Source organism: Faecalimonas hominis (assembly GCF_054660755.1).
This window is the reverse complement of sequence record NZ_BAAHSH010000023.1, coordinates 39,397-60,245: the sequence shown is the minus strand read 5'-3', so window position 1 is coordinate 60,245 and position 20,849 is coordinate 39,397. Positions and strand designations below refer to the sequence as shown.

At 38.6% G+C, this 20,849-nt stretch carries 13 protein-coding genes; 2 read left to right on the top strand and 11 right to left on the bottom strand.

Annotated features, from left to right (window positions below; translation table 11 throughout):
• Nucleotides 1-2 precede the first annotated feature (2 nt).
• Complete coding sequence (gene ileS / locus ACYQ35_RS03145) at nucleotides 3-3,110, bottom strand: isoleucine--tRNA ligase (protein WP_459830214.1); 3,108 nt, start codon at nucleotides 3,108-3,110, stop codon at nucleotides 3-5.
• 455 nt (nucleotides 3,111-3,565) lie between these two features.
• On the opposite strand from ileS, the gene ACYQ35_RS03140 reads away from it, so the two are divergent.
• Nucleotides 3,566-4,168, top strand: coding sequence for a cytidylate kinase-like family protein (locus ACYQ35_RS03140; RefSeq protein WP_009461872.1), 603 nt, complete (start codon nucleotides 3,566-3,568; stop codon nucleotides 4,166-4,168).
• A gap of 43 nt (nucleotides 4,169-4,211) precedes the next feature.
• Here the strand turns inward: ACYQ35_RS03140 and ACYQ35_RS03135 are convergent, their stop codons facing one another.
• Both ACYQ35_RS03135 and ACYQ35_RS03130 read right to left on the bottom strand, forming a co-directional pair.
• Nucleotides 4,212-5,483 (bottom strand): D-alanyl-D-alanine carboxypeptidase family protein, encoded by a 1,272-nt coding sequence (locus ACYQ35_RS03135; protein WP_009461874.1) that lies wholly within the window; start codon nucleotides 5,481-5,483, stop codon nucleotides 4,212-4,214.
• Between the two features lie 71 nt (nucleotides 5,484-5,554).
• The gene (locus tag ACYQ35_RS03130; protein WP_459830209.1) at nucleotides 5,555-6,172 is read right to left on the bottom strand and encodes an ATP-binding protein; all 618 of its coding nucleotides are present in this window, start codon (nucleotides 6,170-6,172) and stop codon (nucleotides 5,555-5,557) included.
• An 87-nt stretch (nucleotides 6,173-6,259) separates the two neighbouring features.
• Here ACYQ35_RS03130 and ACYQ35_RS03125 point away from each other — a divergent pair, with 87 nt between their 5' ends.
• Nucleotides 6,260-6,928 (top strand): Crp/Fnr family transcriptional regulator, encoded by a 669-nt coding sequence (locus tag ACYQ35_RS03125; RefSeq protein WP_459830206.1) that lies wholly within the window; start codon nucleotides 6,260-6,262, stop codon nucleotides 6,926-6,928.
• Nucleotides 6,929-7,031: 103 nt separating this feature from the next.
• On the opposite strand, the gene ACYQ35_RS03120 is transcribed toward ACYQ35_RS03125, so the two are convergent.
• The 8 genes from ACYQ35_RS03120 to ACYQ35_RS03085 all read right to left on the bottom strand — a co-directional run bounded on the left by ACYQ35_RS03120 (nucleotide 7,032) and on the right by ACYQ35_RS03085 (nucleotide 20,842).
• A complete protein-coding gene (locus ACYQ35_RS03120; protein ID WP_459830204.1) occupies nucleotides 7,032-7,613 on the bottom strand; it encodes an LPXTG cell wall anchor domain-containing protein in 582 nt (193 codons plus the stop codon).
• Between the two features lie 141 nt (nucleotides 7,614-7,754).
• Entirely contained in the window at nucleotides 7,755-10,610 is a 2,856-nt protein-coding gene (locus tag ACYQ35_RS03115; RefSeq protein ID WP_459830202.1) for an FIVAR domain-containing protein, read from the bottom strand.
• 242 nt (nucleotides 10,611-10,852) lie between these two features.
• Nucleotides 10,853-15,892, bottom strand: a complete 5,040-nt coding sequence (locus tag ACYQ35_RS03110; RefSeq protein WP_459830199.1) for a leucine-rich repeat domain-containing protein — start codon at nucleotides 15,890-15,892, stop codon at nucleotides 10,853-10,855.
• Between the two features lie 126 nt (nucleotides 15,893-16,018).
• Nucleotides 16,019-16,888 carry a nucleoside hydrolase gene (locus ACYQ35_RS03105; protein WP_459830196.1) on the bottom strand — a complete coding sequence of 290 codons (870 nt, stop codon included), beginning with the start codon at nucleotides 16,886-16,888 and terminating at the stop codon, nucleotides 16,019-16,021.
• A complete protein-coding gene (locus ACYQ35_RS03100; RefSeq protein ID WP_459830193.1) occupies nucleotides 16,869-17,900 on the bottom strand; it encodes an ABC transporter ATP-binding protein in 1,032 nt (343 codons plus the stop codon). Before ACYQ35_RS03100 ends, ACYQ35_RS03105 begins: the two co-directional genes overlap by 20 nt.
• 20 nt (nucleotides 17,901-17,920) lie before the next feature.
• Nucleotides 17,921-18,733, bottom strand: coding sequence for an ABC transporter permease (locus ACYQ35_RS03095; protein ID WP_459830190.1), 813 nt, complete (start codon nucleotides 18,731-18,733; stop codon nucleotides 17,921-17,923).
• Nucleotides 18,730-19,599, bottom strand: coding sequence for an ABC transporter permease (locus ACYQ35_RS03090; RefSeq protein WP_459830187.1), 870 nt, complete (start codon nucleotides 19,597-19,599; stop codon nucleotides 18,730-18,732). Before ACYQ35_RS03090 ends, ACYQ35_RS03095 begins: the two co-directional genes overlap by 4 nt.
• 1 nt (nucleotide 19,600) lies before the next feature.
• Entirely contained in the window at nucleotides 19,601-20,842 is a 1,242-nt protein-coding gene (locus ACYQ35_RS03085) for an ABC transporter substrate-binding protein (protein WP_459830184.1), read from the bottom strand.
• Between the last annotated feature and the right edge of the window lie 7 nt (nucleotides 20,843-20,849).

The following is a 20,849-nucleotide window of genomic DNA, read 5'->3' as shown; positions in this document are numbered from 1 at the left end:
TCCTATTTTTCAACACCCATAGTCACTTTTTCCCCGTTGATGTTCCATTCTTTTGTATAGCCTGCCGGAGTTTTCTTTTCTACTGATAATGCCAATACTTCGTCACCAATCTGTCTTCCGTACTGTGCAAAAATGCTATCTGCTTTTTCGCTTCCTTCGTAAGTCACATAAATTTTATCTGTCACTTCAAAGTCTGCTTCTTTTCTCATTGTCTGGATTTTACTGATAATTTCACGTACAAATCCTTCCTGTAATAACTCTTCCGTAAGATTTGTATCTAATACAACCGTAATTCCATTGTCGCTTTCTGATACATAACCTTCCATCTGAGCAGTTTCAATTAAAAGGTCCTCTCTCGATAAAACAACTTCTTCCCCGTTGATATCCAGTTTCAATTCTTCTTTCTCATTTAATTTGTCCATTGCTTTATTTCCGTCTAATTCAGAAAGTGCAGTGCGGATTCCTCCTAACAGTTTTCCATATTTTGGTCCCACTGTTTTTAACTGCGGTTTAAATGTATAGGAAGTAAAGTCTCTCACGTCATCTGTAAATTTCACTTCTTTTACATTTAATTCTTCAGCAACGATTTCTTTATAGAATTCTGATAATTCTTCCTCTGCTTTTACAAACATTGTTCCGATTGGCTGACGGTTCTTGATATTTGCACTGTTACGGCACGCACGCCCCATAACAACGATTTCCAATACCTCTTCCATATTTCTTTCCAATTCCGTATCAATCCATTCTTCGTTTGTTGCAGGGAAATCACAAAGGTGGATACTTTCAGGTGCATTTGTATCAATACTTCTTACAAGGTTCTGGTAAATGTCTTCTGTCATAAACGGAATCATAGGCGCTGCCACTTTTGCAACAGTAACAAGTGCTGTGTAAAGTGTCATATACGCATTGATTTTGTCCTGTTCCATTCCTTTTGCCCAGAAACGTTCACGGCTTCTTCTTACATACCAGTTACTCATATCGTCCACAAATTCCTGTAACGCTCTTGCACTTTCAGGAATGCGGTAGTTTTCCAAGTTATTATCTACTGTTTTAATCAATGTATTCAGTTTAGATAACAGCCATTTATCCATAACGGTTAATTTATCATATTCCAACGTATATTTTGTCGCATCAAATTCGTCGATATTTGCATACAGTACAAAGAATGCGTATGTGTTCCACAATGTACCCATAAACTTTCTCTGTCCTTCTGTTACAATCTTGCCGTGGAAACGGTTTGGAAGCCACGGTGCACTGTTAATATAGAAGTACCAGCGGATCGCATCTGCGCCGTACTGTTCTAACGCCTCAAACGGATCAACCGCGTTTCCTTTGGATTTACTCATCTTCTGCCCTTTTTCGTCCTGTACATGGCCTAAAACGATAACGTTTTTGTATGGTGCTTCATTAAATACAAGCGTTGAAATGGCAAGTAGTGAGTAGAACCAGCCTCTTGTCTGGTCAACCGCCTCTGAAATAAAGTTTGCCGGGAACTGCTGTTCAAACAATTCTTTATTCTCAAACGGATAATGATGCTGTGCGAATGGCATTGCCCCGCTGTCAAACCAGCAGTCGATTACTTCCGGCACTCTGTGCATTTCTTTTCCACAATGAGGACATTTAATTGTAACTTTATCAATAAACGGGCGATGTAATTCAATATCGTCAGGACAGTTATCGGACATTTCTTTTAACTCTGCAATACTTCCGATAGAATGCATATGTCCACACTCACATTCCCATACATTTAACGGTGTTCCCCAATAACGGTTACGGCTGATTCCCCAGTCCTGAACGTTTTCCAGCCAGTCACCGAAACGCCCTTTACCGATACTTTCCGGAATCCAGTTAATTGTATTGTTATTTCTGATCAAATCATCTTTTACCGCAGTCATCTTAATGAACCATGATTCGCGGGCATAGTAGATAAGTGGTGTGTCACAACGCCAGCAGTGTGGATAACTGTGTTCAAAATTCGGAGCGGAGAATAAAAGTCCTCTCTTTTCCAAATCTTCCAATACAAATGGATCTGCTTTTTTACAGAATACTCCCTTCCACGGAGTTTCCTCTGTCATCTCACCTTTTTCATCTACCAACTGAAGGAACGGTAAATCGTATTTACGTCCTACCTGAGCATCGTCCTCACCAAATGCAGGTGCAATATGAACAACACCTGTTCCGTCCGTAAGTGTAACATATGTGTCACAAGTAACATAATATGCCTTTTTATTTAATTCTACGAATGGGAATAACGGCTCATATTCTTTTCCTTCCAGTTCTTTTCCCATATAGCGTTCTACTACTTCCACGTCACCTTCCAGCACACTGTCAAGCAATGCTTCTGCCATATAATATGTGTATCCGTCATTTTTTACTTTCACATATGTTTCTTCCGGATTTACACAGAGTGCAACGTTTGAAGGAAGTGTCCACGGTGTTGTTGTCCATGCTAAAATATAAGCATCTTCATCTTTTACCTTAAATCTTACGATTGCCGATTTTTCTTTTACATCTTTATATCCCTGTGCAACCTCGTGGCTTGAAAGCGGAGTCCCGCAGCGCGGACAATATGGAACGATTTTGTATCCTTTATATAAAAGTCCTTTGTCCCAAATCTGTTTTAATGCCCACCACTCAGATTCAATAAAATTATTGTCGTATGTTACATATGGGTGTTCCATATCTGCCCAGAAACCGACTGTGGCAGAGAAATCTTCCCACATTCCTTTGTATTTCCAAACACTCTCTTTACAGTGAGAGATAAACGGCTCTAATCCGTACTCTTCAATCTGTTCTTTTCCGTCCAAACCTAAAAGTTTCTCCACTTCAAGTTCCACCGGAAGACCGTGTGTATCCCAGCCTGCTTTTCTTGGTACCATGTACCCTTTCATTGTACGGTATCTCGGAATCATATCCTTGATAACACGGGTAAGCACATGACCGATATGAGGTTTGCCGTTTGCTGTCGGCGGACCGTCATAGAATGTGTATGTCTCTCCTTCTTTGCGGTTTTCCATACTTTTTTTGAAAATGTCATTTTCTTCCCAAAATTTCTCGATTTTCTTTTCTCTGTCCACGAATTTCAAATCCGTTGATACTTTCTGATACATAATTTCCTCCTCTTATGATTAATTTATGCTCTTTGTAGATTCTGATAAAAAAATAAAACTCCCGTCCGTAATAGGACGAGAGTTACTAAACTGTCGTTTAACCACCTGTTACACCATACTTCCATATGCGTTCTTTTTAACGGTAGAAAACCGGCAGAACTTATACATCGCATCTCGCAATTTTCAGCATCTGCAACTCAGAAGTGATTTTCAAACAATCCCTACTCGCATCGGATTCTCACCGCCACCGACTCTCTTTGCCTTTTGAAAAAGTTCTACTCTCTTCGTCATTGTTTTTTTCATATCCTTTTTTATTATAGTAAGAAAACCCTTAAACTGTCAAGGATTTAATATTATCAGACTATACTGATTATAATATGGTGTTTTCGCTTGTTATGTGACACAATATATAAAATAATTATTTTTACTGTACATTTATAGGAGGGAGCGATTACATGGATAAGAAGATTATTACTATCGGACGACAATTTGGCAGCAATGGACGTATTATCGGTCGTGAACTGGCTAATCGCCTTGGAATCAACTGTTATGACAAGGGATTAATCAAACTCGCAGCTGAACATACGGACATTCCTTACGAACAGCTAAAACTGGTTGATGAAAAGAAAGAAAAACCGTGGCAGTATCAGGTGGACATTGACGACAATTTAGATAAACAATATCGTTATGGCCATATCGATGAAGTACTGTTTGATTTGCAGTCGAAAGTTATTCAGGACTTAGCGTCCAAAGAAAACTGTATCTTTGTGGGAAGATGTGCCGACTATGTTTTGAGAAATGAAAAACACTGCAAAAATATTTATCTTTTCGCCCCAACTGATTTTCGTGTCAAAACGGTCATGGAGCGTTACGGTATTCCGGAAAAGAAAGCCTGCACGTTGGTAAAAAAGGTGGATAAGGACCGCAGTTACTATTATAACTTTTATACCGACAAAGACTGGCACGATGCAAAGAGTTATCATCTTGCCATCGACACAAGTACTTTTACTTTAAAAGAAGTGGTGGACATCTTAGAACTCATCTACAATAACTTATAGCAAAAAAGGAACTTCACGGTTGTTCCGTTGAAGTTCCTTTTGTTTATGATCTGTTCCGTTTTCTTTTTTTTCTGCGAATTGTATTTAAAATGAGAAGAACGGTAAACCCGATAATCAGAAGTAGAATAACCGCGATAATCGTTTTCATCAGAAACGTATCACTCTTCTTTGTTTCAGGCTCTTTTTTTGTTTCCTTTTTCACTTCTTTTATCTTTGCCTTTGTCTCTCCCACAAATTGTCCTTCATAACAATAATTCACTTTATCTTTCTCATATTGCCGGCTCAGTTGATTAAACTCTATATTTTTCGGTAAAGTCACACAGGCTTCCCCGTCAATGTCGCTTACCTTATCTGATTTCTCGTTGGCAGAAATATTTACTTCCCGAAAATTATTAAAGGCGTAATCGCAAATTTTCTTTGTATCTTCAAAAGTATCTCTCCGCGACCTCATAATAACTGCCACGATTTCCATATCGCCCTGTTCCATAACCGTCACAAGTGTATTATAAGCTTTTTCCGTATAACCCGTTTTCCCGCCAATACAACGATTATCATGATATTTCCCATTCAAAAGCATTTTATGTTTCTGCTGAAAGATTCTCGGTTCACTTTCCATATTAGTCGGCGGAATCGTATACTGCAACGTCTGTACAATATCTAACAATTCCTGATGACTAAATGCCGCCCGCGCAATCAGCGCCATATCTCTTGCAGAAGTATAGTGCTGTTCGTCAAACATTCCGTTTGTATTAATAAAATGTGTATGTGTACAACCTAATTCTTTTGCCTTATCATTCATCATTTTAATGAAATTTTCGTGTGTGCCACCTACCGTTTCCCCGATAGCATAAGCCACTTCATTTGCTGAAGCAAGCATCAATGCGTGGAGCGCATCTTTCATGGTGATTTCTTCTCCTGCCTTCATGGCAATGTGGGCATATCCCGGTTCCAATGACTGAATACTTTCCTCCGAAAATTTCACCATATCTGTCATCTGTGAATTTTCAATGGCAACTAAGGCTGTCAATATTTTCGTAATGCTCGCCGGATATCTCTCCTCGTCAATTCCTTTTGCATACAGGATTGCTCCTGTCTTCATATCCATTACAATGGCGGAGTCTCCGTAGACCTGTGGTCCCTGCGGCCAGTTTTGTATTGCGTTACTCTCTATTGTTTTATTATAAGACGCCTGTATCTCCGCCTCTTTTGTCTGTTCAGGTGTCATCTGCTCCGTTGCCTGAACATATCCTCCACATTGAAAAATCAGAACCATGCTGAGCAAAATTCCAATTCCTCTTTTTATTCTATTTCTCATTTATTTTCCTCCGATATTTTTACACATACGATATCAGTATATATGAAATAGGGAGAAAAAACAATGTTTCCTTAATCTTCTATAATTTTGCCGTCTGTTGAGATAACGACAACTCTCCACGGAATAAACTTACCGCTCTTTTGCAAAGCGTTTTTCACCGCATTTTCAATACCGCCACAGCATGGAACTTCCATTCTGACAACCGTCACGCTTTTCAAATTATTGTTTGCAATAATCTCTGTCAGTTTCTCTGTATAGTTCCCCTCATCAAGTTTAGGGCAGCCTATAAGTGTAATTCTATTCTTGATAAATTCATTGTGAAAATTACCGTAAGCGTATGCCGTACAGTCTGCTGCCACAAGCAGGTTTGCATTATCAAAATATGGCGCATTTACAGGCACAAGTTTAATCTGTACAGGCCACTGTGAAAGTTGTCCTGCTCCATGTTCTTTTCTTCTTTTCGCCTCCATAACTGCCGCTTCATTGTAAGCAGGGGCCTCTCTCTCCTCAAATCGAATCGCATCAACCGGACAGGCAGGCAGACAATCGCCCAATCCGTCACAATAATCTTCCCGCATCAATTTCGCCTTTCCATCAACCATCTCGATTGCTCCCTCGCGACAGGCAGATGCACAGGCGCCGCAACCGTTACATTTTTCTTCATTAATTTTAATAATTTTTCTAATCATATATTTACCTCTCCTTTGACTTTCTGCCCATAGTATACTATACTAATCAGAACAAAACGGTTGTATATACAACAGAATTGAGGGTTTATGAAAGAATATTTGGCTGTTTTAAAAAAATCACAATTGTTTTCAGGCATACGGGAAAACGAAATTGAATTGATATTTGACTGCTTGAAAGCAAAACTGCGCACATACAAAAAGGGCGAATTTGTCTTTCGCCAAGGGGAATCTATTCATTATATTACTATCTTAGTCGAGGGGACGCTCCATATACAAAAAGATGACTTTTGGGGAAATCGAAGCATTGTAAATCAAATAAACGCAGGGGAAATGTTTGGCGAGGCCTATGCCGCACCCGGAAGTGAACCTCTATTAAACGATGTTATCGCCATCGAAGAAAGTAAGGTCATGTTTTTAGATATACAGAAAATCCTTACCGTCTGTTCCTCCGCCTGCACATTTCACTCACTATTGATACAGAATCTCTTTTACGCCATTTCTGCTAAAAACAGGGGACTTGTGCAGAAACTGGGACACATGTCAAAAAGAACAACAAAAGAAAAACTGCTTTCTTACCTTTCCGAACAGGCCAAAAAGCATAAAAGCGCTGCCTTTGATGTGCCTTTTAACCGCCAGCAGCTTGCAGATTTTCTCTCGGTGGATAGAAGCGCCATGTCCAATGAATTGTGTAAATTAAGAGATGAAGGATTATTGTCATTTTCAAGAAATCATTTTGTTCTTTTGGAGAAGGGGTAGATTGTCTCTTCTTCAATAATTATTATAGTTTAAGTACCATAAAAGAAGCCGATGCCACAGATTACCCATCTGTTTTGCATCGGCTTCCCTGCCTTATATCACTCTATCTTCTTTTCTTTGATAAAACAAACACAATGCCGACAAGTGATACTACTGCCGCTCCCGCTATCGGAAGAATAGGAGTTGTATCTCCTGTTTTTACAGGTTGTTTTGAACCGGAACCGTTCTGTCCGGCTCCTGACTGGCTCTGTCCCGGCTGACCTGAACCCTGGTTATTTGAACTGTCAGAGTCATCAGGATTCGTATCCGGTTTATTTGTTACTTTTTTGTATTTGAATACAAATTCATCATCTCTACCCGGTTTTCCGTCTAATCCTAATTTATCTTTACCTTCAGTATCTTTAATAAACAGATCTTTGTATCCTTTCATATCCGGTCCGGACACATATTCATATCCTTCAATTTTCTTTGGTCCAATATCCAACTGATTATACATACTGATACTATATGCTTTATTTACATCTGCAGGAGCAATTTCTTTTCCTGTTTCCGCATCTACAAATTTTTCTGTAATATCAATTAAATTTTCTTTGTTACACTGTGTAAAATCTGTTTCGTCCTGAATTGCTTCATTATTCACTTTTAATGTTACAAACGGATTTTCGAGGAAGTGAACCCCGTCCAATGCTACCTGAAGTTTGTATACTTTGTTTGTTCCTGCTAAACGAGGTGGTAATACCTCGATAGATAAACTATTGCTTCCTTCTTCTCCATAAACACCGTTACCGTTTGGTCCTGCGATTGCAACGAATCGCCATGTGCCGTCTCACTCAGGGACGTTATATACAGGCCAAATTACACCGCTTTCATCAATCGCACGTACTTTTGTTGTTTTTGGATTTAAGTTTGTTCCAGACAATTTTAACTTTGTCTTTAACTCACCTTCCTGCTTAGAAACCATAACCTCGATACTTGTCTGGTCACCGCTTTCTCCGACTTTATTATTTCCTGTAATAGTCATACCGCTTAGTGTCTGGGCTTTTTGATCTGCTCCCTTAGGCAGTACGGAAACAATCGCTCTTCTTGCAGGATTTCCGCCTACTCCTTCATATACAGGAGTTCCGTTTACTTCTATACTCAATAAGTATGATTGTGTTTTATCTGTTTTATTTTCCGGAACATTAAATGTTACTATAGGTTCTGCTCCCATCGTAATTTTAAGTCCTGCTTCATATTCCTGTGTTGTAACAGAATCTGATACTCTTGCAACAATCTCACCGTCTTTTAATTCGGCAAGACGAACACCTTTCAGTTTCGCAACTGCTGTTCCGCCTTTGTAATCAAATACATCTTTTTCATATTCGATGCGGTTTACACTTGGTTTAGATGTAATAATATAAGAAATCTCTTTTACTATAACACCGTCCATTGTTTTTAATGCGCCCTGCTCCAAATGTAATTGTGCTGATACACCCAGGCTTAATTTATGTTTCAGGTTAATGATTAACTGATTTCCGTCTGTTGTAACCTCATCACCTTCCTGTAAACAATATGTTCCTTCCGTAAATTCCTTGTCATCTACTTTTTTAACACCGTCTATATAAATTAATTTCTTTAATTCTTCACCGTTTTTTAATCCTAATTGGATTTCTTTTTCAAATGTAGTGACAATTGTATTATCATCTACTTGTGAAACATCTGTAATGTTAACTCTTTCCACTACGATATTTTTGTCCTGATAAACTTTAATTGTCTGCTGTGCTTCAATTACACCGTCCTTTATCGGACCTGCTTTGACTGTCCAAACGACTCTGTTTGTCTGAATTGAGTTTTTGCCAATTGTAAGAGTTGCTCCGTTTTCAGTCACATCTGCAGCACGAACTGTGCCTCTCTCCATGTCTGTTCCTTCAAGAACTCCTGTTGCCTCTGCACCCCAGTTAGCTGCCGTCAGATTTTCTCCTTCTACCTGAAGTTGAATTGTTCCACCCTTTGCAGCTAATTTATCCGGTGTTGCTTTCAAAGAAGTAATCTTTGCCTCTTCTCCGCCCGGATTTGTTTCCTGTTTTTTATCAACCGTAACAATACAGTTTTTTGCTTCTAACTCATTCTCACTTACAGCACAGTGAATACGATATGTTTTCTTTTCTGTGGTTGCATTTTCCGGTAAATAAATCTTAAATGCCTGGAAAAAGTCTGTATCCTCTACATTCATTACCTTAATATCACTTACTGCACCATCTTTAAAGACAGTTACTTTTAAGTTATTTTTAAGTAATTTTCCAGTTACAGTTAGTGAAACTTCTCCACCGTTATAATCCAATTCATTCTTATCCACATATGCAGTAGAAATAGCCGGTTTCTGCTCTGCCTCACCATTTCTCTTCACTTTGATTGTATACTTCTGTGTTCCGTCATATGCTTCACCGTTTACATGAGTAATCTCACCTTTTTTCAAAGTCAGTTTTAACTCCGCCGGTGTTGCTGTATATTCATCTTTATAATTTTTATGTACACGAAGAATCATCGATGTTGCCGATTTATCTGTTATTTTCAATTTCAGCACACCGTTTGTTGCTTTCTTTGCCATTCCTTCATTGTTAGGATATTCTGTATCAACTAAGGTAAACCCACAATCATCAAATGGAAGCCCATTTGTATCTGTTACATTTACCGTAAGACTTTTCTTATCTGCCTGTGGCCCTTCCGGGTCTGTTCCGCCTCCGATTTTCTGTGCAGTAAATTTAATGTCTTCTTTTCCTGTATATTCTTTTCCGTCAACCTTAACAACTTTTCCGTTTACCACTTCATATAAGTAACCATCGTTTGGCTTACAGAAATAGTCTCCAATTCTTTCCAGTTTCATTCGGTATTCACCGTTTACCAAGTCTTTTGCAGGATACTGAATCACGCCGTTTTTGTCTGAAACAGGTTTGGCAATCTCTGCTTCCCCTGCACTTGCATCAATGATGATAAACTGAAGTCCTTCAACAGCCTTTCCATTTTCATCTTTTACAATTGCACGGATATTTGATGTGTTTCCTGCTCCTTCTGCAAACGCCAAATCATCAATGGCTTTCTGAAGGTTTGCTGTTGCCTCCACAATCTGTTCTTTTGTTGCGGCTGTGTTATCTCTCACTTTTTTCACATTTGCGAGAACTGTCTGAAGGTTATTCCAACTATCAACAGTGTAATCTGACCTGTTGTATCCCTCTGCCTGTGTGATTAATTTATTTAATTCTGTCTTATCTTCCCCCGGTGTCTCAGAACCTGATGCAGACGCCTGTGTAATTTCCTTGTCCGCTTTCACATAACTTCCAAACTTATTGTCTGTATCTGTGATAGAAATTGTAAGTTTTCTCGCTGTGTCTCCCGTATTTGCCGGAATTGGAATCTGTATATTTCCTCCATTGCTTCCCGGACAGTCCACTGCTGTATGGTCAACAAGTTTTACGGGCATACCGTCTACTTTTGTTGAAATCTTATACCATACCTGCGATCCAAGATTTTCACCTCTAACGTTCACTTCTACATTTCCACCTTTACCGGAAATTTCTGTTTTCTGAACTTTTACTTCCCAAATCGTAGAAGTTGCCGCTTTCGCAGGGAACGAAACAAAACTTCCAACTACCAGTGCCAGTGTCAGCAGCCATGCCAATACTTTTTCTGTACGTTTCCGTATCATCTTAATTCTCCTTCCTTTTTTCTTCTCTACACGTAGTCGTGTGTATCCTTAGTAATTCTATTTTTTCTGATGAGAAAAGTCAATAAATTTTCTCACTTTTCTTATAAATAATTTATATATATCTCTATTTATTAATATTTCTATATAATTATAGATTTTTTCTATTCAATTCAACAAAAAATATCCCTTTAAACTATGCATTCTTTTGAAAAAATAGTTAAAAAGGGATATTTTATTATCTGTTATCTGTTTTTCTTCTTAAATAACTGTCCCCATACGAACATTAATGCTAAACCGCTTATGATTACAAGCGGGACAATTGGGGCTGTATCACCTGTTTTAACAGGTGTATGTACAGGTTTATTTTCCGGCCGGCTTCCATGTGTGTTTTGAGTATCGTCCTGATTTCCGTCCGGTTTGTTATCCGGTTTTTCTTCCGTCAAATTCACTAACACGGCATCTTTATATTTCATCTGATTTAAACGGTCAAAAGTTTCCTGACTGCGAACGAAAAGTTGTACATCTTTTTTGTGTCCTTCAAAACTGTTCTCTGCAATTTTTTCTACCGTATTCGGCAGTTCCACACTCTGCAGTTTATTTTCTGCAAATGCCTTTTCTCCAATAACCTGAAGTGTTTTTGGAAGTTGTACTTTTGTAATACCGTATCCTTTAAAGGCATTTTGTCCGATTTCCAAAACAGTTACTCCTTCTGGTGTCTTATCCGGTATAATCATCTCTTTATTTTCCTGAATAAGTGCAAGACCTTTTCTGCTTAGTCCTACAACTTTATTTCCTTCAAAGATAAAACACTCGCTGTCCCACTGTGCCTGTAAAACAATACGATGAGATTTTGATTCCGGAAAATCTAAATGGTTTACGTTTTCTGTGTAACATACAACTACATGGTCATTATTTGTTCCCGCATTTGCCTCAAACGCATCATCTGCTAATGTTTTTAATGATTTTGGCAATTTTACGCTCTCCAAGTATCCTTCTTTAAATGCACATGAACCAATAGATTCGATACCTTCCTGTAATACAAGTTTTTTCAGTGTGATTGCTTTAAATGTTCCCTCAAAGGCAGAATCTCCAATTTCTTTTACATTTCCCGGAATGGTTAATTCTTTCAGGTGATGTAAATGGAATGCTTTTCTTCCAATTTTAGTTACGGATTTTGGAATATAAAGACTGGACAGTCTTGCACCGGCAAATGCCATATCACCGATTTCCGTAACCGTTTCAGGTATTTCCACTTTCTCTAATCTGATATTCATTGAGAATAACCCTTGAGATATTGATTTTAAACCTTTCGGAAGTCTAATCTTTGTAATGTTGTTTTCTGAAAACGCTCCGCTTTGCAAGTCAGTTGCACTGTCGGGAAGAATGACCTCCTCCAGTTTATTTCCGTGAAAGCAATGTAAACCAACTGTTTTTAACTGATTCGGGAAATCCACTTTTTTAAAGTTATTATATTCAAATGCTTTTTCTCCCAGTACGGTAACCGTTTCAGGTATTTTTACCGTCTTCATTCCATTCGGTGAAATAACACCGTCTTTTAACTGCTCAACTTCGTTGTCCGGAATTTTAAATGCACCGTTGTCAATAATTGTGATTTCTTCTTTTGTTTCCGGATTGATTTCCGGCAGAACCAATTCTTTATTTTCCAAACGTGTCTGATTTCCTTTCGCAGACCAGCCTTTTAATTTGTTTCCCTCAAAAATGAAATCATCATAATTCCAACCTGTTCCAACTAAATTATTGTAAACAGTCTGATGATAAGCAGACTGTGCCACAAATTTATCGTGATTTTCCAGTTGCTCCTTATTTGTTACATAAAGGGTTACTTTTCCTCCGTTGTCTCTAAACGCATCTTTATTTAATTCTGTTACTGTCGACGGGAGATTCACTTCTTTTACTAAAGAGTAGCGGAATGCCCACCGTCCAATACTCTCAAGTCCTTCAGGCAGAACAATTTCTTTCAATGCCCTATGATCCTGTGTCTGTGCAAATGCTGAACTGTCAATCACTTTAACACCTTTTGGGATAACCACTTTTGAGAAATTATTTCCCGCAAATGCATTGCTTCCGATTTTTGTAATTCCTTCCGGCAATGTAATTTCAGTAAATTTTTCTGCTGAAATCTGTCCCGAACAACTAAACATTCCCGCCGGTATTTCCGTAATATTTTTTGGGAATTTAACCGTTTCCACTGTAAAGTTTGATGCAAAAATACCTGTTCCCAATTCTTTAATACTGTCCGGCAAAACAATATGAACCAGATTATTTTGTCTAAATGCTCCACTGTCAATTTCCGTCAGTGTTTCAGGAAATACCACTTTTGTCAAGCCGCTGTCTGCAAAGACGTTCTTTCCGATTCTTTCTAAATTTTTTGGTAAAACAACCGTATTGAACTTCTCTTCTTTCGTGGCAAACAGACTATATGAAGAAGTTGCATCTTTCAATCCCGTTATTGCCTGTCCCTGCAGGTTTTTATCCGGTAAAACTAATTCCGGATTACTCTTTCTCTTCGCAATTCCCGATGCGGAAAGTCCTGTGATTACCGTCCCCTCATAAGTAAAATCATTTTCATTCCATGGTTTCAACTCTTCAGGCATCGCACCTACAATTAATTTCTGTACCCATGATTTTGTTCCGCTTGTGCCTACTCCTGAACCTACGCCTTCCGTATGTGTAATATAAGATTCTTTCTTCAAATCAGCATTGTCGGTATACATATATACCACTCCGCCTTTTTTATAATTTGCATTTGGTGCATTTTCCGCTACCGGTTCCATACCTGTACACTGGAAAAATACAGAATTTGTTACTTTCTCTGTTCTGTCCGGTAATCTTACTGCACGGATTTTATTTTGAGCAAATGACATATTATCTAAATTTAATTTAAAATCACAGGTTTGTGGAAAATCTACTGTTGTAATCTGATTTGTGGCAAAAGCCTGTGAAGCAATCTGCCAAATCGTATGTGACATAGAAACCGTACTCAACTTATTTCCTTTAAAAGCATTATTTCCTACATAGATAACCCCTTCCGGCAAGTCTACGGAAGTCAGTAAATTTCCTGAAAAAGCATTACTTAAAATAATAAAATTACCTCTTTTTGTCACACCCTCTGCTGCATCATTGCCATGATAATCCGTCATAACTCCTTCCGGGAATATAACCGATTCAATTCCTTTCTTCTGGAATGCCCTTTCCCCGATTCCTATAATTGTATTTCCTTCCGTATCTTTCTTCGGAATAACTACATTTTTATTTAACTCCAGTTTTGCCTCTCCATATTCAGATAGACCTATAATGCCTGTTCCCTCAATCACCATCACATCTTCCGTGTCATGTGCAGGATATAATTTCTGAGAAATTTTACTGTATGTAAAATCATATGCGTCCCATTCCGTATCGTTTTTGTCAATTTTCAAAACATACTCGTGGTAATCCGATGCCGGAAAGTTTTCCTTATCAGAATATTGTTTCTTATTGACATATACCTTTGTTTTCACTGCCTGCGTATCGTCCGAATACTCTTTTTCAAAAACTTTATCGCTTAAGGCTTTTACCGTAGACGGTAATTCTACTTCAGCAATTACTTTGTTGCGGAATGCTCTTTTTCCGATTTTTTCTAATCCCTCCGAAAGTGTTAATGTACATTCTTCTTTCAAATAGTTCTTCGTTGAAAATGCAAAATCACCAATTTCTTTTACGGTAGACGGGATAACAATATCTTTAATATTATTTCCGGCAAATGCGTTATTTCCAATTTTTGTAATACCCTCAGGAATATTTAATTTTGTCAAATTTGTCATATATTCCTGTGCCGTACTACAGCCGAATGCTCCCGCCGGAATTTCTTTTAGTCCTTTTGAAAGAATGATTACTTCCAGTTTTGGGTTTGAGCCAAACGCTCCTCCGCCAAGTATTGTAACACTATCCGGTAAAATCACACTTGTCAGTTCATTCATCTGGAATGCTGCCATACCGATTTCTTTCAACGTGGAAGGAAACTCTTCCACTCTTTTCAGACCGCTGTTTGCAAACGCTCTGTTTCCAATCTTCTCCAAATACATTGGCAGAGAAACACTGTCAATTTTCTCCTCTGCTGTTGCAAAAATTCCAACCGTTTGTGTCGTTCCCGCAATTTCCGTAATTGGTTGTCCTGCCTTATTCTTGTCCGGCAGAACTAAATTTTTATTTATTTTTCTTTTCTCAATTCCTTTTGCAGATAGCCCTGTAATCGTTGTTCCTTCAATTGTAAAATCATCTGCATTCCATTCTTTTTCCCCTTGAGGAAGATTTCCTACAATCAATCTTTGGTGCCATGATTTTTGGGATTCTGCTGTTCTCTCAATATGATGGATTCTCTCCATATTGGCTAAATTAGGATTGTCCGTATACATATGGACAACTCCGCCCATCTGCTTTTCTTTATCTGGCGCTTCCTCAGGACATTCTTCCATACCCGGATTCCAATAAAATGCCTTCTTTTCCACAACCTCCATATAGTCAGGAAGTCTTACGGATTTAATGTTATTATGTGCAAATGCAAAAGCATGTATCTGTGCCTGAAAATCACAGGTTTTAGGAAATCCTACCGTACTCAGTTTATTGTAGGCAAAACATGAATTCTCAATCCACCAAATTGTGCTTGGAAGACTTACCTTTGTCAACTGATTGTTTTTAAATGCGGACGGCATTACCGCAATAACTCCCTTTGGAAGATAAACACTTGTCAGATTATTTTTCTCAAATGCTCCCGTACCGATAATAAAGTTACCTCTTTTTGTAACCACGTTTGTTACGGTGTCATCATAATCTACCATCATTCCTTCCGGAAATTTAACACTTGTAACTCCTTTTCCTTTAAAAGCATACTCTGCTACTCCGACTAATGTTTCTCCCTTGTCATTTACAGACGGCAAAACAAGGTTCTTATTTGTTTCAAATTTCTTCGCACCACTTTCAGAAAATCCCGCAATGGCTGGTCCTTCAATTACAAACTGCCGTGTATAATCACAGCCGTTTAATGTCTGTTTCAATGTGGTGTAAGTAAAATCTTCTACAGTCCATTTGTCCGTGCTTTCCTCCTGCACATTTTCCTTTACCTCAGTTTCTTTTACCTCAACTTCCGCCTCAGGTTTAATTTCTTCTGTCTGTTCATTGGCAGTTTTCTCCGGAATTTCTCCGGCGAATGATGTTGTTGACATGGAAATGACCAATACAAATACCAAAATCACAGACAGAATTTGCTTGATTTTTTTCTTTTTCATTTTTTTCCTCCTCATACTCACTTATTTGGTATCCGTCTTAACACCTATATCTACCATAGCATATAGCATATTTCCCCACAAATTAATAATCTCCATATATCATCGTGATATATAGAGATTATCTATTTATGGCAATTCTACATGCAGCCAAGCCTCATATATTTCATTTTTTAATGCTTTTTCTTCCCGAATAACGGGTAAACAACACCTGCAGTTTCCCGTTTTTTCTCTCTTTAGTAAACCGACCTCTAAATTCTCTTTGGAAACAAAAAGAGTTTCTTCCCCCGCAGAGAATAATTGGGGACTGATTAAGTACACCGCCGCAATTACGTCCCAATTATAAAATCCCTTTATACCATAGTCTTCTTCATTATACTTAAACCAGTAATCTGTTTTTTCCCGAATATACTTTGCCGCTTTATTCTCCGTCTGAAACAGTCTTTCCTTATACTCCTCTTTCGTAAACAATACTTTTAAACAATTATTGCCCGTAATAATGGAAACTTTTTTTCCTTTCGTCAAAACCGTCCACGTCGCATAAGCGTCACAGGAAAAGTTTAATTCATTCATAACCTTTTTCTCGAAAACAAGCGGTTCTGTAATTCCACCCATTAACACAATCTCTTTTACTTTTTCAAAGAAATGTGAATCCTTCTCATACGCTCCGCAAAGATTTGTCAGTGAACCTGTAGCGAGAATACTCAGTTCTCCTGCGTAACGATTTGCCATTTCCACTAGATAATCTGCCGCCTCACTTTCATACTCTCCTGCTTTTGCACCGCCTTTTTTGACCGGAATTTCCATTCTTCCCAAATCTTTTAACATCTTTTTTGTTGTGTTATAAACGACTTCCAACTCATTATTTCCATAAGTTGTTGTAATACCATGTATTTTAGCCTCCCTACAACCAAGAAGATATAATAATGCCAATCCATCATCTACATCACAATTTTCTACTCCAAATGTATTGTCACAATCAAATATGACTTGTTTCATCTTCCTTTTCCCCCTTTTTGAACCAACTGATTTCTTCCTGATTGAATACAATTCCAACCATATCTCCTTTCTCTGATTTGCCGTTCATTATCTGACTTTTCAGCATATGCTTTCCTGCCTGTATGCTTATTTCCTGTATTTCTCCCATAAATGTACAGTCCGCCACCTGATAATTTCCATTCTTCGTAATTGAAACAGAAGAAGGGCGAATCATCGCTTCATATTCCCCGTTTGGCAAATCTATATCCCTCTCAAATAAATCACTGATAAACCTGCCGTTTTCCACCGTTCCGCTTATATAATTTACCTCCCCGAAATATTCTGCCACATTCTTCGAGGAAGGATAGCAGAATATTTCCTTTGGCGGAGCATACTGTAAAATCTTTCCTTCACTCATCAGGGCAATCCTGTCGGAAATCTGCAGCGCCTCCCTCTTGTCGTGAGTTACCAGAATGGTTGTTATCTTCCATTCTTCATGCAGCCGTTTTACAAGACTTCTCATTTCCGCCCTGAGATTTTCGTCCAATCCCGAAAAAGCCTCATCTAAGAGCAACACTTTCGGGTTTGCCGCCAATGCCCTTGCAATTGCCACTCTCTGCATCTGCCCTCCCGACATTTCTCTCATTTTACGCTTTTCAAATCCTTCCAACTGCACATTCTCCAGCAGTTTTTTGACCGTTTCTTTCTGCACTTTTTTAGGGATTTTTTGCAATTCCATTGGAAACATAATGTTTTTTTCCACAGTCATATGGGGAAACAGCCTTAAATCCTGAAAAACGATTACCGTACCTCTCTTTTCCGGCGGCACATTCATAACAGATTTTCCCTGAATGTGGATATTCCCCTGCTTCACTTCCAAAAAACCGGCGATACATTTCAGCAAAGTTGTCTTTCCACAGCCCGACTCTCCCAAAAGAGAAATAAATTCTCCTTCTTTTATATCTAATGTAATTCCATGCAAAATCTCTTTTTTCTGTAAAGTTACTCTTAAATTTTTTATTGTTAAACTCATGTCTCTATCCTCTTCATCAATTAACCGTAAAATTCCCCTCCGCTGTTTTTTGTCCAACGTCTTCCAATCATTTCAAACACGGTAAAAACAAGCAGGGTTACTCCGAGAAAAATCACACTGTAAATGCTCGCAATATTTCGGTTTCCGCTCTGTAAATAGGGAACCATTACAACCGTAAATGTCTTTACATTTCCCCCGCCGATAATCAGTGTAAGAAAATACTGGCTGAAAGATATAATGTAGGACATACTGACTGCCGACAGAATCACCGGCACAAGCAGCGGCAGTGTTGTTTTATAAAACGCTTTAAACGGAGACGCACCCAGCACTCTCGCCTGCTCTTCCAAACGGTTTCCCACCGCCCTCGTCCCGTCCATAAGAAGATGTACCGCGTAAGGCAGTGAACAGATTAAATGTGCAATAATTACACCCAAAACGGTGTTATTCAGCCCAAGTTTAATAAAGGTAATCTGAATTCCCATGGCAAACACCGTTCCCGGAATCATAAATGGAAGAATGGAGAGAAAATAAATTATCTTCTTCCCGAAAAAATCGTAAAATACAATTGCTCTTGCAGTCATTAATCCGATGACTGCAGAGAAAAATGCAACCACACTTGAAATAAAAATACTGGAAGAGAACACGCTGGCTAATTCTTCTTTTCTTCCAATTACTTCCTTTATTGCACGAAGCGAAAATACCTGCGGAATAAAATCAGGCCACGCCCATCTTTCCGTAAATATCCAAATCAGCAGTGTCCCAATGGGAAGAAGGATAACAGTCACCATTATAATAAAAATACAGTTTTCTAAAATGAATTTTCTTTTTTTCATGACTGTTTTTTCCTCCATTCTCTCATATTTTTCTGCATCAGTAAAAAGTAAAGCACTGCACTGAGTAAAGAAATAAGAATAATGATTCCATTTAACGCCATTGCGTAAGGCCGGTTTCTAAGGTCGGGGTGAATATACTGCTGATATGCCAAAATCGGAAGTGCCTTTGGCAGAGTTGCCCCGAGCAGAAGGGGAAGTTCATACGCTCCCAATGCAAATACAAATATAATCAAAAATCCACCGGCAATGGTATTTTTACAGAGAGGCAATGTAATTTTCCAGAGGACCGTCCACTTTCCCGCACCGAGATTGGTTGCCGCCTCTCCCAAACCTCCCTGTATGTTTGCCATAAGCGCGATGACAAAATAGAGGATAAACGGAATTTCTTTCCAAATATACGCTAAAATAATACCGATTCCCTTTGTGTCATAAATGAACATCGGAAACTGCTGCTGCTCCGTAATCCAGCCGAAGGCATACGCCATTCTCGCCAATATGCCGTTTTGTGAAAAAACATTGACGACAAACAGGGCAACGATAACATGGGGAACAATAATCGGCAGTTGAATTACGCGGAGTGCCTTTCCCTTTGTCTTTCCGATTTTCACACAGACATAGCAAAGAAGAACTCCCCCGACTGTCGCAATTCCTGCGGAAAGAAAAGCGATTCTGATACTGTATAAAACCGACTTAAGCATATCCGGTCTTATTAAAATTTCTTTATAATATCGCAATGTAGGTTCTCTCAATTCAAAAGCAGGAATCACTCCAAAACTTTGAGTAATTCCTGTAATTAACCCTATCATAAATAGTACGGTAAGCACAATCTGAGGAACCAAAAGTAAATACGGTACCCATTTTTTCATATTATTTTCCCACAACTTCCTCTGCCCAGATTTCTTCGATAATCGGCACTAATTCGGCAGGCATTTCCGGAAGACGTTTTGATAATAATTCGTCCTGCGGAATTATTCCTTTTCCTAAGTCAACAGATGCAAATGTTTCTTTCTGTTCTTCTGAAAGTTTTGTATTGTCAAGAACAGGAATAACTTTTAATTTATCATAACGGTCTGCCTGCACTTCAGGGGAAAGCATTTCATTGATTGCAACAATGGCACCCGCTTTGTTGCCCGAGTTTTTCGCAATCGCCATAAAGTTTGTATTTCCGATTGTTCCTTTGTCAAACTGGAATGACTGCACTGTTTCCGGATATGACCCGTCCGCAATCTTAAGTGCCGCATCATAAGCGCCGTATGTCATAAAAAGATTCACTTCTCCGTCAGAGAACATTTTGTCCAAAGTTGTGGAAGATTCAGGGAATGTTTTTCCTTTGTTCCACAAATATGGATTTAATTCTCTTAAATATTCCATTGCAGGAGCAACCGCTTTTCTGACTGTTTCTTTGTCCGGTTTCATTGTTAAAAACTGTTCATATCCGCAGATTTCATAAATAATGTTTCTGACAAATGCACTGCCCGTAAAATCGGGAAGTGCAGGGTAAGTTACTTTTCCCGGATATTTTTTTACAAATTCTTTTAATTTTTCGGCACTTGTCGGAACATCTTCAACGACTGCTTTATCAGCAAGCATAACCATCTGTGCCTTTCCGTAAGGGGCTTCATATCCCTCGATTTCATATGCAAAATCAAGAGTTACATCTTCACTCTTTGAATCCACATATTTTTGGAAATTCGGAAGTTTTCCGGTAAACGGACCATAAAGCATCTTATTCTCTTTTGCAGACTGGAAATTTTCACCGTTGATCCAAATCATATCAATGCTTCCATCTGTTTCACCTGCCTGTATCTCCCCCGATAACTGACTTAACACCTGGTCAATATCCATCGGAACACGTTTCATTGTAATGTCGTATTTTTCTTTCATGCGAGATGCAAATTCATTGTCCAGCCATTCATTTAACTTCTCATCACCGCCCCAGCCATAAAAAGTTACTGTTGTTCCCTTTGCCTCTTCCTTCATTTCATCAAATGACATTTTCTCAATGTTACTTTCCTGCTTCTTTTCTTTCTTTGACTCTTCACCTTTACACCCAATGAGTGAAAAAGACATGGCGAGTGCCAAAAGTCCTGCTAAAATTCTCTTTTTCATTTTCCTT

Excerpts from the sequence above, each read along its gene's own strand:
- ileS (WP_459830214.1), bottom strand. The coding sequence starts at position 3,110 with ATGTATCAGAAAGTATCAACGGATTTGAAATTCGTGGACAGAGAAAAG.
- ACYQ35_RS03140 (WP_009461872.1), top strand. The coding sequence starts at position 3,566 with ATGGATAAGAAGATTATTACTATCGGACGACAATTTGGCAGCAATGGA.
- ACYQ35_RS03135 (WP_009461874.1), bottom strand. The coding sequence starts at position 5,483 with ATGAGAAATAGAATAAAAAGAGGAATTGGAATTTTGCTCAGCATGGTT.
- ACYQ35_RS03130 (WP_459830209.1), bottom strand. The coding sequence starts at position 6,172 with ATGATTAGAAAAATTATTAAAATTAATGAAGAAAAATGTAACGGTTGC.
- ACYQ35_RS03125 (WP_459830206.1), top strand. The coding sequence starts at position 6,260 with ATGAAAGAATATTTGGCTGTTTTAAAAAAATCACAATTGTTTTCAGGC.
- ACYQ35_RS03115 (WP_459830202.1), bottom strand. The coding sequence starts at position 10,610 with ATGATACGGAAACGTACAGAAAAAGTATTGGCATGGCTGCTGACACTG.
- ACYQ35_RS03110 (WP_459830199.1), bottom strand. The coding sequence starts at position 15,892 with ATGAAAAAGAAAAAAATCAAGCAAATTCTGTCTGTGATTTTGGTATTT.
- ACYQ35_RS03105 (WP_459830196.1), bottom strand. The coding sequence starts at position 16,888 with ATGAAACAAGTCATATTTGATTGTGACAATACATTTGGAGTAGAAAAT.
- ACYQ35_RS03100 (WP_459830193.1), bottom strand. The coding sequence starts at position 17,900 with ATGAGTTTAACAATAAAAAATTTAAGAGTAACTTTACAGAAAAAAGAG.
- ACYQ35_RS03095 (WP_459830190.1), bottom strand. The coding sequence starts at position 18,733 with ATGAAAAAAAGAAAATTCATTTTAGAAAACTGTATTTTTATTATAATG.
- ACYQ35_RS03090 (WP_459830187.1), bottom strand. The coding sequence starts at position 19,599 with ATGAAAAAATGGGTACCGTATTTACTTTTGGTTCCTCAGATTGTGCTT.
- ACYQ35_RS03085 (WP_459830184.1), bottom strand. The coding sequence starts at position 20,842 with ATGAAAAAGAGAATTTTAGCAGGACTTTTGGCACTCGCCATGTCTTTT.